15 protein-coding genes and 1 pseudogene are annotated in these 14,168 nt (G+C 37.1%); 3 read left to right on the forward strand and 13 right to left on the reverse strand.

Translation table 11 applies throughout. The annotated features are described in order from the left end of the window. The 7 genes and pseudogenes from qoxA to WYK_RS21480 form a co-directional block, all read right to left on the reverse strand. Positions 1 to 679 (reverse strand): cytochrome aa3 quinol oxidase subunit II (gene qoxA, locus WYK_RS21450; RefSeq protein ID WP_040373507.1); only part of this gene is annotated, 679 nt, incomplete at its 3' end. Between the two features lie 338 nt (positions 680 to 1,017). Continuing rightward, positions 1,018 to 1,152, reverse strand: a complete 135-nt coding sequence (locus WYK_RS21455) for a BA3454 family stress response protein (protein ID WP_040373506.1) — start codon at positions 1,150 to 1,152, stop codon at positions 1,018 to 1,020. Between the two features lie 263 nt (positions 1,153 to 1,415). Next, entirely contained in the window at positions 1,416 to 2,678 is a 1,263-nt protein-coding gene (locus tag WYK_RS21460) for a S1C family serine protease (protein ID WP_051387315.1), read from the reverse strand. 150 nt (positions 2,679 to 2,828) lie between these two features. Beyond that, positions 2,829 to 4,238, reverse strand: a complete 1,410-nt coding sequence (locus WYK_RS21465) for a sensor histidine kinase (RefSeq protein WP_040373505.1) — start codon at positions 4,236 to 4,238, stop codon at positions 2,829 to 2,831. Then, the gene (locus tag WYK_RS21470; protein WP_040373504.1) at positions 4,228 to 4,932 is read right to left on the reverse strand and encodes a response regulator transcription factor; all 705 of its coding nucleotides are present in this window, start codon (positions 4,930 to 4,932) and stop codon (positions 4,228 to 4,230) included. The genes WYK_RS21465 and WYK_RS21470 overlap by 11 nt, the downstream gene beginning before the upstream one ends. A 124-nt stretch (positions 4,933 to 5,056) precedes the next feature. Continuing rightward, positions 5,057 to 5,816, reverse strand: a pseudogene (locus WYK_RS21475) (alpha/beta hydrolase). Positions 5,817 to 6,110: 294 nt separating this feature from the next. After that, positions 6,111 to 6,947: a tetratricopeptide repeat protein gene (locus WYK_RS21480; protein ID WP_040373503.1), complete on the reverse strand. Its 837-nt coding sequence runs from the start codon at positions 6,945 to 6,947 to the stop codon at positions 6,111 to 6,113. Between the two features lie 129 nt (positions 6,948 to 7,076). On the opposite strand from WYK_RS21480, the gene WYK_RS21485 reads away from it, so the two are divergent. Beyond that, positions 7,077 to 7,334, forward strand: coding sequence for a hypothetical protein (locus tag WYK_RS21485; RefSeq protein WP_152526532.1), 258 nt, complete (start codon positions 7,077 to 7,079; stop codon positions 7,332 to 7,334). Here WYK_RS21485 and WYK_RS21490 read toward each other — a convergent pair. The 3 genes from WYK_RS21490 to WYK_RS21500 all read right to left on the reverse strand — a co-directional run bounded on the left by WYK_RS21490 (position 7,314) and on the right by WYK_RS21500 (position 10,541). Then, a complete protein-coding gene (locus WYK_RS21490; RefSeq protein WP_051387827.1) occupies positions 7,314 to 7,784 on the reverse strand; it encodes a GerAB/ArcD/ProY family transporter in 471 nt (156 codons plus the stop codon). The two genes, WYK_RS21485 and WYK_RS21490, sit on opposite strands and share 21 nt — an antisense overlap. Next, positions 7,777 to 9,099, reverse strand: a complete 1,323-nt coding sequence (locus WYK_RS21495) for a spore germination protein (RefSeq protein ID WP_040376477.1) — start codon at positions 9,097 to 9,099, stop codon at positions 7,777 to 7,779. Before WYK_RS21495 ends, WYK_RS21490 begins: the two co-directional genes overlap by 8 nt. 578 nt (positions 9,100 to 9,677) lie before the next feature. Further along, positions 9,678 to 10,541, reverse strand: coding sequence for an SDR family oxidoreductase (locus tag WYK_RS21500; protein WP_040376478.1), 864 nt, complete (start codon positions 10,539 to 10,541; stop codon positions 9,678 to 9,680). A 226-nt stretch (positions 10,542 to 10,767) separates the two neighbouring features. Here WYK_RS21500 and WYK_RS21505 point away from each other — a divergent pair, with 226 nt between their 5' ends. Then, complete coding sequence (locus tag WYK_RS21505) at positions 10,768 to 11,208, forward strand: Rrf2 family transcriptional regulator (protein WP_040376479.1); 441 nt, start codon at positions 10,768 to 10,770, stop codon at positions 11,206 to 11,208. Between the two features lie 363 nt (positions 11,209 to 11,571). Here WYK_RS21505 and WYK_RS21510 read toward each other — a convergent pair whose 3' ends face one another. Beyond that, positions 11,572 to 12,153, reverse strand: coding sequence for a DUF4256 domain-containing protein (locus WYK_RS21510; RefSeq protein WP_040376480.1), 582 nt, complete (start codon positions 12,151 to 12,153; stop codon positions 11,572 to 11,574). A gap of 341 nt (positions 12,154 to 12,494) precedes the next feature. Between WYK_RS21510 and WYK_RS25895 the strand changes: the two genes are divergently transcribed. Then, positions 12,495 to 12,617 (forward strand): hypothetical protein, encoded by a 123-nt coding sequence (locus WYK_RS25895; protein ID WP_235782582.1) that lies wholly within the window; start codon positions 12,495 to 12,497, stop codon positions 12,615 to 12,617. Between the two features lie 391 nt (positions 12,618 to 13,008). Here WYK_RS25895 and WYK_RS21515 read toward each other — a convergent pair whose 3' ends face one another. After that, positions 13,009 to 13,392, reverse strand: a complete 384-nt coding sequence (locus WYK_RS21515) for a VOC family protein (RefSeq protein ID WP_040376481.1) — start codon at positions 13,390 to 13,392, stop codon at positions 13,009 to 13,011. Positions 13,393 to 13,741: 349 nt separating this feature from the next. Beyond that, positions 13,742 to 14,168: DinB family protein (locus WYK_RS21520; protein ID WP_040376482.1), on the reverse strand; the 427-nt coding region annotated here is incomplete at its 5' end.

Genomic DNA, 14,168 nt, shown 5'->3' on the forward strand with positions numbered 1-14,168 from the left:
CAGCAGGAGGCATAGCTAATGCTTCAAACTCCATATGAGCAAATCCTTTACCACTGAAGTTAGCGTTTCTACCCATATAAGTTCCAGGAACGTCTGCCGCTAAATGCAGGGTATTAACCATGTCACTCATTGCATACTTTTGACCTCCAAGTTGTGGAATCCATAGACTTGAAATAGGGCCATACGAGTATAATTTGAATTCAAGTGGTCGATCTGTTGGGATGTTCAAATAGTTAACCGTTTCTATATCCTCTTCTGGATAGCTAAAGTGCCATTTAAAATTAGATGAAACGGCATAAATAGTTAGTTTATCTTCAGTATAACCAGTTTGTTCATTCTCGACTTTATCAAGCGATCCAACTGTTATCCAACCAAGGCAGGCAACAATAATGATTGGAATACCAATCCATAGCGCCTCAAGATATTTATTTCCTTCAATATGCGGTGGTTCGTAGTCCGCACTAGATTTAGAAGCACGATATTTAGTAAGCATGAATGCATATAAAACAATTACAACTAATACAACTCCGGCCATTGTCAACATAGACAACTTAATAACACTTGATTGCTCTTCAGCAACCGGGCCTTTTGGATCAAGAACGAGTAACGGATTATCACACCCCGTTAACACGGTGACAATAGTGAAAATTAAAAACAGTAAAATTCCCTTTAGTTTCATTTTGTACTCCTTTCCCCTCGAAAATAAAATTATAACTTGCAGTTTCACTGCAAGTGTTAATATATTCACAAACTCACGATTCTATCTTAGTATTATAAAAGAGAAAATACAATGGATTAAGATTTATGTCACAAAATGTTCATTAAAATTCAATCAAATAATGGAAGCGAGTACTTTAAATTGGATTAATCGTAAAAGATGAATTACTATTGTTCAAGTTTGTTCATTTCTTAACTTTCGTTATCTCTCTTCAATATTCGCTAAAATTGTTTTTTCAACATAATAAATTTGATCAAAAATAAAAAGAAGCAGGCATCCTATTGAGGACCTGCTTCTTTCTATTCTCTCCATTGTTTTTGCACTTGCTCAAAAGCTCTGTTATAGATTTCTTCTTCTGCATCTTCACGATGTGCAAGAACATTGGTTTGATAAAGCTTACCTTGATAATTAACACGTACTGTAAATTGAACCATGATATCACTTCCTTATAATAGACTCTAGTATTTATATACCATCCATTTCTGAAAAATAAACTTGGTAATAAATGTTTTATTACGATTGCAATCGACCTTATTGGGTTTTTTTGAATATTTGTAAATATATTACACTATTCATTTCGAAACAACAAGCTTTTTTTAATTGGCAAATGTTGTGGTTCTGTTCAAGGACAGAAAAAAAAACTGTCACTTACCTGCCCCCAATTCGGATAAGGTGAATGACAGCTTACGTACGGATGTTATGATTTACCTAACTTGATTTTTATCGTTTTGTTATCGTCACCACGATACACGGTAAAGCTCATTTCTTGACCGACTTTTCCATTTTTATATAAATATTTTCTTAATTCTGATGTAGTTGTGATTTTCGTACCATTAATTTCTGTAATGATGTCCTTTTGCATAAGTCCGCCCTCTGCTGCTGGTGAGCCGTTCTCAACACTTGTGACCATAACGCCTTCTGCGGCTGCTTGATTAATTGACTGCTGATAGTTTTGAGGAAGTTCGCCGACATTTCCAAGGCTGACCCCTAAATATGGCCTAGTGACCTTTCCATCCTTAATAATTTCTTCAACGATTGGGAGTAAATCATTACTTGGAATCGCAAAACCAAGTCCCTCAACACCATCTTCAGATATTTTCAAGCTGTTAATACCAATAACATCACCTTGCGCGTTAATCAGTGCTCCTCCGCTGTTCCCTGGATTAATCGCTGCATCTGTCTGAATAACATCTAAATTCCATTCACCTGCTGATGTCGTGACATCTATTGAACGGCCAGTTGCACTAACAATCCCCTGTGTTACTGTACGTGATAAATCTAGACCAAGCGGATTACCTATCGCAATAACGGAGTCCCCTGTACGAATCGCATCAGAATTTCCAAAACTAATTTTATCAGGTGCCTTAGAAGCATCAATCGAAATAACCGCAAGATCCGTTAACGCATCTGAACCAACAACCTCTGCCGCTGTCTTTACGCCGTCATCGAGAGAAACCTCAACCTTACTCGCATTCTCTATCACGTGATTATTTGTGATAATATACGCTTTATTTCCTACCTTTTTGTACATAACCCCTGAACCTGTTCCACTCTCTACCTCTGATGAACTGTCACTTGAGCTGGAATTTGGAAACATCCCACCGCTGTATGAGCTTTGCTGCTGTTGATAATTAATTACTCCAACAATCGAATTAGACGCTTTTTCAACCATATCTGCTATACCAGAGTTATCATTACTATATGAAGTTTTTTTTACAGGCAGCAAAGCAGAATCATTTTTCCCTTCTATAAGTGCAGCACCCTGCGTATCATTCTGAGACGTTTGATTAAAATCCATATAATCAGCCCCAAAAACAAATACTGAACAAGTTAACAATGAACCGACAATTCCCGATGTGAGCGATGAAAACCAGATAGACTTCCTCTTTTGTTCTTTCCGAGTCGTTTGAGTAACCTCAGGAGTCTGTTCAATTCTTTCTGTTTCAATGTTGTTTTCCATATCTTTTCACACCTCATTTTTATTTTTTGGTTATCTTGGTATCATCATAACCATCAATTATTAAAAATTTATTAACAATTCATGAAACCCGAATGAAATGATGTAAAAAAAATAAGACATTGGCTTTTAAAAGCCAAGTCTTATCCTTCACTAATCTAATAGAGGTAAGTAAATTGTAAATATTGTCCCTTTTCCTTTTATACTAGATACTTCTATCCTTCCCCCATGCAGTTCAACTAATTTTTTTACAATTGACAACCCAAGTCCAAATTCCCCATATGGATTATTTGTCCGAGAAAGATCAGCTTTATAAAATCGACGCCAGATTGTTTGGATATCATCCGGATCAATGCCAATTCCTGAATCTTCAATTTCAATAATCGTTTCCTTATTACTCTCTCTTCCTCTGAGCCAAATGGTTCCATTATCCGTAAATTGTATGCTGTTTTTAGTAATATTAATCAAGATTTGAATCAACCTGTCGTAATCCGCATACACGAGTACTTCTTCAGCAGCTTCGACAAGTATTTCGTTTTGTTTATTCGCTGCCTGAATGTTGAGATGTTCTTTTATCACTTCCATCAACTCGTGCAGCTGTATTGATTCTTTAATCAGTTTTATTTGATTAGAACGAACTTTTTCATAATCTAAGTTTTCATTAACTAAGCGAATCAGCCGTTTTGCTTCCTGACTCGCAAGGTTAACACCCTTCAGTTTCTCTTTTTCGGGAATCATGTCATCTCTTAAGCCTTCAAGCATCCCGCTGATTGTGGTCAAAGGTGTCCTTAGTTCATGAGAAACATCCGCCATAAACTGCCGTCTTCTGCTCTCTAAATTTTCAATTTCTTCATTAGAAGCTTTCAACTTTCCTGCCATCTCATTAAAATCATTTCCAAGATCACCGATTTCATCAAAATTAGCTGATGGGACATGAACATTATAATTCCCACTCGCAATCATCGAGGCGGCATCACGAATCCGTTGAATTCGTTTGACGTGCACCCTTGAGAGCAGCCAGCTTAATAGGAAGGAGATCGTGAGAGCAATTAGTACAGTAATAACAAGATACTGGTTAATTTCGCTGATCATTTCTCTTGAACCGCTGACTGGGGCAATTAGTAAGATTCCACCGACCAGTGTCCCTGCTTGGATATAAGGAAGGACAACGAGTGAAACTTCCTGTTCAAAGCGTTTACTTTCTTGACGGATAATGACTGTGTCACCCCGTGCTAATTTCTCCCACTCTTGATTGCTTGGCTCAAAACGCGACAAACGACCTGAATAAGGATAAACAATGTCGCGATTCTGATCAAACACACTAAAAAAGATATCCCGATCATCAAGAACAGAAGCATACTGATTAAGTACTGTAGATTGACCTCTTGGATTATTTTCAAACTCCGTTAAGATTTCTTCGCCATATGTAATCAGTTCATTCGTTGTATTTTCATAAACAAGCTGTTCAACGTATTTCGCAAACAGCAAACTTAAAATAAGAAAAGCGACAATCAAGATAATAATATTACTTCCCAGCAGTTGATAAAGATATTTAATTCTCATACCCCGCTCCACTTTCATCGAATTTATACCCGACACCCCAAACCGTATGAAGCATAGGACGTGCCGGTGATCCTATTTTATTTCGCAGCCTTTTTATATGAACATCCACGGTCCGTTCATCACCATAAAATTGATAACCCCATACACGCTCCAGCAGCTGGTCTCGCGAAAACACTTGCCGAGGTGACTGTACAAAATACGAAAGCAAATCAAATTCTTTTGGTGTCAAATTTGTAATTGGCTTATCATCTAGGAAGACTTCTCTTGTATCTTTATTAATCCTTAGATACTTCGTTTCAAGCATATGTTGTTCCTTTTGCTCCGCACTCCCACTTTGATATCTCCTTGTTACTGCCTTAATCCTCGCCATTAACGCCAACGGACTAAACGGCTTCGTTACATAATCATCTGCCCCCAGTTCCAGACCCAGCACCTGATCAGATTCGCTGTCTTTTGCCGTCAACATTATGATTGGAATGGTATCCTTTGCACTCCTTATTTTCCGACAAATAGCTACTCCATCCATCCCCGGCAGCATCCAATCAAGAATCAGCACATCCCATTTTCCTGAAAGATACCGATTGTAACCATCAAGCCCATTCATTACGAATTCGCCAGTAATCCCTTCTTTTGCAAAAAACATCTCCAGCATCGAACAGACACTTTCATTATCTTCTATTACAAGGATCTTCATTTGCTCAAATCTCCTTCAACAATCGTTATTACCTTTAAAATTACGGGTATTTAGCAATATTTACAACTTTTATACCATAAGTATGCGAAAAAGATGCTTTCATAAAAACAGCTGTACCTCATAATTACAAGCTATTACTATTTGCTGCTCGTTTTATAAACGCTAAGGTTTCACTAATAATAATTCCTTGATCATTATCCAGCGTCGCCACATGGTAACTGTTTTTAAGCGTAATTATTTTTTTATCATTTGCACTGATTCTATCATAAATAATTTGTGTATTATTTGGAGGTACTACATGGTCTTCTATTGAAACAAATAGTAAGACAGGGCAACTAACCTTGTTTAACTTTCTGCTGACTGCGTCCGTTAACTTTATCAGTTCCTTTATTGAACGAACCGGCGTTTTCATATAAGCCAGCTCCTGATTGCCAACCAGTTTAATATCAGAGCCAATTGCATTGAGAAAACGTGTATCGGTTATATGCTGAGCCATTTCCAATTGCGGCAGCTCCACCGCCGCATTAATAAGGACAATTCCTTTAATATCTGAATACTTTTCAGCCAAGTAGAGTGTGAGTGTCCCTCCCATCGAGAGACCCGTCAAGAAGATGGTCTCACAGCGATCCTTCAGCCAAACTAATCCTTCCTCAACCGACGCCATCCAATCTTCCATCTTTGTCCGTTCCATTTCTTCATAATGAGTGCCATGCCCCTTAAGACGCGGCCCGCAGACAAGTATAGCCAGCCTTAGCATACGCTTCACCAAGCGGCTTCATACTCTGTGTTGTTCCGGTAAAGCCATGACATAGTAAAACGCCGATATCATTACCTTCGAAAAAGAAAGGCTCAGCACCATCCAGTACAAGATACTCTTCCGTCATCAACAACTCCCCCATTCTTAAATCACATATAAATCACATTCGCTCTCCAGAATGGAATTCCTGCTTAATATTGGGTTGGGGGGAAAACTTGTTATTCCCGTCTGGAAGACCGTTATTCCCGTCTGAAGCCTTTTATCAGTTGAAAATTACCCCTGTGGGTATAATTGTTTTTTCCAAAATGACTCTCTTCTCTTTTCAGAGCAAAATCCGGCGAGGAAACTTCACATCTGAACCCACTCACCAGCCAAAATGTGATTCCGTGCATAAAAAAAAGAGCTCCGAAAAGCTCCTTTGCTACATTAAATCTTCAACTTCTTTTGTTTTGGGGTTAACGCTGTACCAGCCCCATGTGGCAGTATGGCCTTCTTTTGTTTCTGCGTTGTCTATGACAATTTCGTAAACTTGAAAAATATAATTGCCTTTTTCATCTTCTCGATCAAATTGTATCGTTAAATTTGATGAGTCGTTCATCTTAATAAATTCGGCAACTAATTCTTTGCCTTCTTCTTTGGTTAATTCCGTGGACTCATTGGTTTCTTTAGTTTCAGATTGTTTGTCCGTTTCTTCAGGTTTCTCCGTTTCAGAAGTGTTTCCTGTTTGATCCTCGCTTTGTACCGTTTTATCAATCAGTTTTTTTGCTTCACTCTTAAGCTTACTTGTCGATGGCTGATTTGATTCAGTCACTTCTCGGAAAAGGCTGTGTGCCTCTTTATATTGTTTTTGCGAAAGCAAAACTTTTCCTTCTTCTAGTTTTAATGTCATTTCTTCACTTTCTTTTATGGCTTTACTTACTTCCTTCTTCAGCTCTTTCGCTTGTTTATGAACGTCTTTCCCCTCAGACTCACTCGTTTTATACTTGATTACTTTATCTAATAAAGTAAGAGCAGTTGGATAATCTGACGTTTCATAGGCGGTCATTGCTTTACTCATAGCTGCTGACATGTTACGAAGATCTTTTGCTTCAGCGGAATCATTATCTTGATAAGCCTTATCGAATGCTTCAGAAGCTTCTAAATAATGTTGTTTCTTTAATTCATTCCTGCCTAACTCCATGTTCGTCTCATAGGCACGTGTTGTACAACCCGCTAACAGACTTAAAGCAAGTAGAAATAATAGAGCTTTTTTTCGCATGGTATCCTCTCCAATCCTCTTTCTAATTGGTTCATTATACCATTATAATAGTTTCCTTTTCAGTGAATAGGGTTAAAACATTCAAAATTGTGGTAAAAGAATAGTACTAAAGAAAATGAGGAGATGGACATGATGAATTCCGAAAAACAAGCCTATTTCGTTGATCTCGTAAGTGGAGATATTCTTGAAAAGCCGCTGATTGAAGAAAATCCAAACTTTAGAATATACGCAACTGAAGAGGAATTAGCTGATTTGAAATTACAACTTGAAAAAAGTCATACGGCAGACTTACAAGCACACATCCGATCACTTATTCCCTATGTTCCTTATCACAAAGATAAACCAAATGATCAGTACGATGCGTCTCTAAAACACATTCATCAGTAGGATTAACGGAAAGAAAATGCTGAAGATTAATATGCTTGTGCGTAAAATGGTTTCGATTCCTTTTACAGCAATATAAGTAGAAATAAGAATTATTAATGTAAAGATTGCCCATGTAGGGGTATTGGCTAAAAAGATAATCGTGGTCAATTCTGCATAAGCGTTAATGAGTTCAATAGTAGTTACGATAAAGTAAAGTAGGACAGGAAATAGTAAGATGAAAGAAAGAGTTTTACCTATGCCCTTCAAAATACTGATGATATCTTGTTGAGGAAAATAAGACAGACCCTTTAGGTAAAGCCATAAAAAGAAAATAAATATAAGACTTTGGATTAAAATCGGTTCCCAATGACCTTGATGTGTACTGGTAATGATTCTTTCCGGATAAATGAAAAACATAAGGCCCAAATGGGACATTGCCCCCATGCATATGACCTGAAGGCTTTTATCCAATTTCCCTCCTCCTCTTAGCAAAACTAGTGTATGGAATTCCAAATATCACTCGACTTGCAAAATAAGCGCTTATGAATACCAAACCGGTTAATACACCCAACACTCCATAAATCGACGCAAAAATAACAATTACATACTTAAGTAAGCGAAGAATTAACGCATTTTGAAATCCAATAACGGTTGAATTCGCAATTGAAGTTGCTGCCACAACGATAATTAAAAGGTTGCTGACTAGTTTTGCATCCACTACTGCCTGTCCGATGACAATTCCCCCTACCATTGTGACGGTTGGACCGATACTAAGCGGAAGTCTTATACTCGCTTCAACAATTAATTCTATAATAAGGAGCATTAGCGTCATTTCAACAAAGGGAGGATAGGGTATTCCTTCCCTGCTCTGAGCAATCGATAGAGCCAGTTCAACTTTTAATACCTCAGGATTTACCGCAACCAGTGCTACATAGAGGGCTGGAAAGGTAAGGGTAACAAAAGCACCCAGAACACGTAAGAACCGCATAGCGCTCATTATGGGGATAGAATAGTTACGGTCATTTGCCTGGGCAAACATATCCCATAAAAGATGCGGCAAGATAAGCGCGAAGGGAAACCCATCAACAAATAGAATAACCCTTCCTTTGTTTAGACAATCTACTGTTTCCAAAGGCATTTCTGTCATATTAAACTGAGGAATAACCTCCCATTTTCGGATACCCATAAAACGATAAAGATGCTGAAGATAGAAAATATTTTTCTGTTGATTTACTTCAATATGTGAAATAATTTTTTTGATCATATCTTTATCTGCACAGTTTTCCAAATAAACGATTGTTAACTTCTTTTTTTGATCACTTCCGACTGTATAAGTCTTAACAGAAAGTTGGTCCGAGTAAACTTTTTTTCTCACTAATCCTATATTTGTTGACATATCTTCGATAAAAGAATCTAAGGGACCTTGTATTACGTTTTCATTAGTCGGCTGTTCAATAGAACGGTTCAATTCCTTAGGAAGTGGTTCGAACAGGAACATTTTATTTTGTTCTTTTGAAAACACAATGAGTTTTCCTTGAAGAATAGAATCAATTGCTTCTTCACAATTTATTTCAACCAGCCTTCTGTTGAAAAAAGTTCTTTTTACTAGTGTTATTTCAGTAGTGGGGTCCATCCCTTTTTTCAACATTTCTTTTGTATTTACAAGGTCAACTAGTGAATTTAAACCAAGCAAAAGGACGGCTTCGCTATCTACAGTAAATGGTTCTTTGAAAAAGTCTTCTGCATTTTTAAATGCCTCATTTATATCTACCAGTAAAGATTTCATGATTTCTCATTTTCCCCTTTGGTTATTGTTTCTAATTTCATCTTCTCCCTTTTTTTGTGATTTATCCCAATAATCCAAACAAATAAACAGAAAAACCTACTATCATAAGGTAATGTAGATGTATTCTTACTATTAAATGCTCTGCACCTGTGTAATGCAGAATAGAAGTAAAGAACTTTGCAATGAATTTGTACAGAATTCTGCATGAGAATCTCATGCAAATAAAAAAAGGACTTGCTAGTCACCCGAGGCCACTAAAAAACTTGTCATTTTTTCAAAGTGACAAAATAGATTCATCAAAAAAAGCCGATTCACATTCCAATATAGAATGTGAATCGGCTTTTTTTGAAGGAATTGCCTAGCCTTTACCAGAGAGATGTAAACATCCTCCATTTAAAATAGGAACATTTCGCACAACTAAACTGCCCCTTTAGCTCTTTAAGAAAAAGGCTGCCTTAGCAACCTTCCCCATGAAAATTTTACATATTGAATACAAGTAATCTCTTATTGGCGTTGCATGATTCTTATATTTAAAACCGACCGACCTTTCTAGTTTAAATTAAGTTCAATTATGCTGTTTAAGAGATACCTTTAATGATTTGAGTTAAGCCCTCACTAATTGGTGTAGCTGACCGTCCAATAAGTTTTTCAAAATCATTGCTTTCTACTTCAAGTGTGCCTTCTCGAACGCCTTTTTGGATATCAATGAGCATAGGAATAAGGAAATCAGGTAAGCCAACACTTTTCATAATATCAGCATAAGTAGCATCATCAACCTGTTGAACAGGTACTTCTTTACCCAATACATTACCAACTGCAAATGCAAGTTCTTCCTGAGTCAATAACTTGCCAGAAAGCTCATAGATTGTATTTTCGTGTCCGTTACCAGATAGTACCGATGCCGCAGCTTCTGCATAATCTTGTTGTAGTGCCCATCCTACCTTGCCATTTCCTGCTGATGTCACCCAAGGAGCTCCTGCTTGAACACCTTGAATACTTGAAATTTCATTCTCCAAATACCAGTTGTTGCGTAAGAAGGAGTATGGAATGCCTGTTTTCAGAATGGATTCTTCTGTTGCCTGATGCGTTGGAGCAAGAAAATTTTTACTTTCCTTAGCATTGGCCAAGCTAGTATAAGCAATAAATTTAACTCCAGCACGCTCTGCCGCAACTACCGCATTTGAATGCTGACGTATCCTTGTTTCATTGTCTCCATCCGCAGAAATAATTAACAAGCGATCAATTCCTGCAAAAGCTGTATCCAATGTTTCTGGACGATCAAAATCTCCTTGACGTACGTCTACTCCGCGAGTTCTTAATTCTTCAGCTTTCTCTGGATTTCGCACACTTACAGCCAGTTGATTAGCTGGTACAGTTTTCAATAAAGTTTCTACAACTTTCGTTCCCAACTTTCCTGTTGCTCCTGTTACTAATATTTTCATTTGGTATTCCTCCAATAATTTTTTATATTCAAATTAAACATCCATTAACCTGTATCTATTTCTAATACATGTATTTATAATAGATACATGTAGTTGTCTTGTCAACCAATTTATAAACCTTTTATATTTTCTTCAAATTTTAAGGTATAATACGTTGTAATCAAATTAAATACATGATTAATCTGTGTAATAAACTTTGCGATGAAGTAAAAGGTAGGTGAATGATATGTCCATCAGCAGCCGATTTACCGTTGGTGTTCATATATTAGCTCTTATTGAATTAAATAAAGAGGGAATAAGCTCATCGGAGTTCTTAGCGGGGAGCGTAAACACGAACCCAACCTTGATAAGAAAAATTATGGGTATGTTAAAAAAGGCAGGGTTAATTGAAGTACAACCTGGTATTGCAGGGGCAAAACTAGCCAAGGAACCTTCTTATATAACATTACTTAACGTTTATAAGGCGGTCGATGTTGTGCAGGAAAAAGAATTGTTTAGTGTGCATGAAAATCCGCACCCTGATTGCCTTGTGGGCAGGAACATTCAAGATTCGATCACTCCTGTATTGTCAACAGCTCAATTTGCTATGGAAAAGGTACTGGGAAATGTAACCATTGAAGATATTGCTAAGGATATTGTTGAAAAAGAAAAACTGAAAATACAATAATAAATTAATAAAAGACATTCTTGAAAACAGAATGTCTTTTTTTCGTAGTCCAAATCCCTTCTTTAACCTGCCCTGCACCGTTTGTTGCATAACAATAGGAGCTACTGATTCGCTTGGTAATGAAGTAAAGCCCCCGTTAACTTAAGTGAATAACTTCACAAATCCTCTTTTTTATTTAATTAAGAAAATCAAAACGCCATAGAAAAGACCATATCAAAATTTAATTATATGGTCCGAATGTATCTTGTGTTTAGTTTTCACCTGGGAAAAGGACTGCTAAAATAACAACATCCTTATCAATTAACTTGTAATAAACTCTAAATTTCTTTCTTAACCACTACCATTTAGCTTTCTATGCAAAATTTAGACCCTTAGCGAGCCACGGAACCCTCTGGCAGCATAGTAAGAGTCCGCACCGTTGTGATACACGAAAACGTGCCCGAAGCGAAAATCACAAAAAAGGGCACCGCCGAGTTCTCTAATATTAGAGGGTGTTTGCACCCAACTCGACGTTTTCTTATCAAAATTTTCAAGTTTCTGCAACGCTCGATATTGTTCTTCCGTTAATAGTTCAATGCCCATGGCAGTTGCCATATCAATAGCGTTATTTTCTGGTTTATGTTTTTTCCTTGACTCCAGCGCTTCGCGGTCGTAACAAACACTTCTGCGACCTTTAGGACTTTCCGCTGAACAATCATAAAAAATGTATTCGTCCTTCTTTTTATCATGACCAACAACATTTGGTTCACCTCCAGTTCTTTCCATTTCACTGAGCGACCACAGTTTTTCAGTATTAGCTTCAAGCTTTGCTTGGACTTTAGCCCATTCAAGACCTTTATGGCGGTTCATGTTTTTCTCAAAACGGGCTTTCAATGCTCTGAGTAATTCTTCACGTTGTTCTAGTGACAATCCCTTTTTATTGCTGACTTTATTTCTCTCTGTCATATTAGTTTCCCCCTTATTGTTTTTACTCATAATGGTTTAAGTATTTCCAAGACTTACAGGCGAAGTCCTAAGCTTAGAAATGCCTTTCTTAGCGAAGGGATGTGCTTGCGGCTGACTTCTTGTCTAAGCTACTTCGAGACTCTTCTTGTAAGTTCCTGCCCGATAGTTCAATACCTACCGTTTTCATTTCTATAATCAAGGCAACAATTCCTCTAAAATAACCGATAAGGAGGAATTATTTTGTTATTATCAAAAGCCTGGGAACTTTGTGAATCGGATAAAAGGTTGAAGGATTTTCTCCTCAGACATTAAAAGCGTATAGGCTCCAATCTAAGCTACTTATCCAACACTTTAACGATGTGAATATTGAATCTGTGACGACTGATCAGTTGAAGGAATACTTAGCAAAATCCAGTAAACACCTAAAGCCATCAAGTTTAGCTGGATCGAATTCGATTCATTAAATCGATATTTCGTTGGTCACACGAGGAAGGGCATATACCCAAAAATACAGGTGCGAAAATCAAAGAACCTAAACAAGGAAAAAGGATTCCAAAATTCCTCACGGAGAAAGAAATTGAACATTTGAGGGAAGTCTGTTTTACTCCAATGAAAAAATCATTATTCGAATTTATGTTTCAACAGGTTGTAGAATAGAAGAAATTGTTTCTCTTGAAAAGAATTGTATTAATTAGTCAAATCGTTCTGCCATTGTCCTTGGAAAGGGAGATTTGTCATTTATTATTAAACCTTAAAAATGTATAACGCAGTCCTAAAATTAGAACAGGGTTAACATAAAATTGTTGTTTAATTGTTGATAAAAACACTTCACCGAACAACTATTTCGAAATAAAGTTACTTCTGCATTATCTGAATAAGGTTGCCGCATGTATCGTCGAAGACAGCTATTGTGACTTCGCCCATTTTTGTCGGCTCCATAGTAAAATTCACGCCGTTTTCCAATAATCGGTCGTACTCTTTACGAATATCTGCAACGCCAAACATTGTTGCTGGGATGCCTTCGGCAAATATCTTCTTTTGATACTCTTTGGCGGCTGGATGGTTATTCGGTTCGAGCAAAAGCTCAGTACCATCTTGTTCATCGGGAGAAACAAGCGTTATCCACCTAAATTCTCCTGCGGGAACGTCATGCTTTTTTACAAAGCCCAAGGTTTCTGAATAAAACTCCAGTGCCTTGTCTTGATCTTGTACGAATATACTGGTAACAATGATTTTCATACTTTTTTGCCTCCTTTGATATTTGCCATGTATGTTGCTCTGGTAACAATCTGGCTACAAGCAAAACAACACACATTCGTCAGAAGTCTTGTTCCGAATTTATCATAACACTTTAATCAGTATCTCGAAATCAAGTCTTCCATAATCCTGCTCCGTTGGTGAAACAAGGGTGCAATTTCTTATTTTAGATAAGCACCCGATAGTTTAAGTATATTTTTCACAAACTTTGTCGATTTTACATTATTAACTTTATTCATTACAGGAATGCTGCCCCTTTAACTGCATAACAAAAAAGAAGCTGATCTCAGCTTCTTTTAATTGAAGTAAAGCACCTGTTAGCACAATGTTATTATAGTGGTGGATTTTCTACACCTAAATGAATCCAATCTTCTTTTGGTGGTCCATAAACCCCAAAAGGTTTTATTCCTGCTTGACGCATAAGAACTGTAACTTGTCCGCGATGATGAACGATGTGTTTGATTAGTCCCATAATAATCATAGCATTTGTTTCTTCTCTCCCAAATGCATTTTGCACTTGCTTTAGAGTTTCATCCGTCCATTGTTCTTCAATCATTTTTGCTGAATATGAACTTACATTTCTAAATGTCTCAGCAATTTCTTTTGCTGAAGTTGGGACGTTTTCTGCATTTTCTACCACATTGATTTTTAACCCAAAATTAGCTAAGTATTCTGGAATACTTGTTGTTAAATGCCACGCAATTCTTCCTAAAGTACGACCTTTTGGATAAACTAATTGGTCTAATGAATCATCCTGT

The sequence above is a fragment of the Peribacillus psychrosaccharolyticus ATCC 23296 genome (genome assembly GCF_000305495.1).
Lineage (GTDB): Bacteria > Bacillota > Bacilli > Bacillales > DSM-1321 > Peribacillus > Peribacillus psychrosaccharolyticus.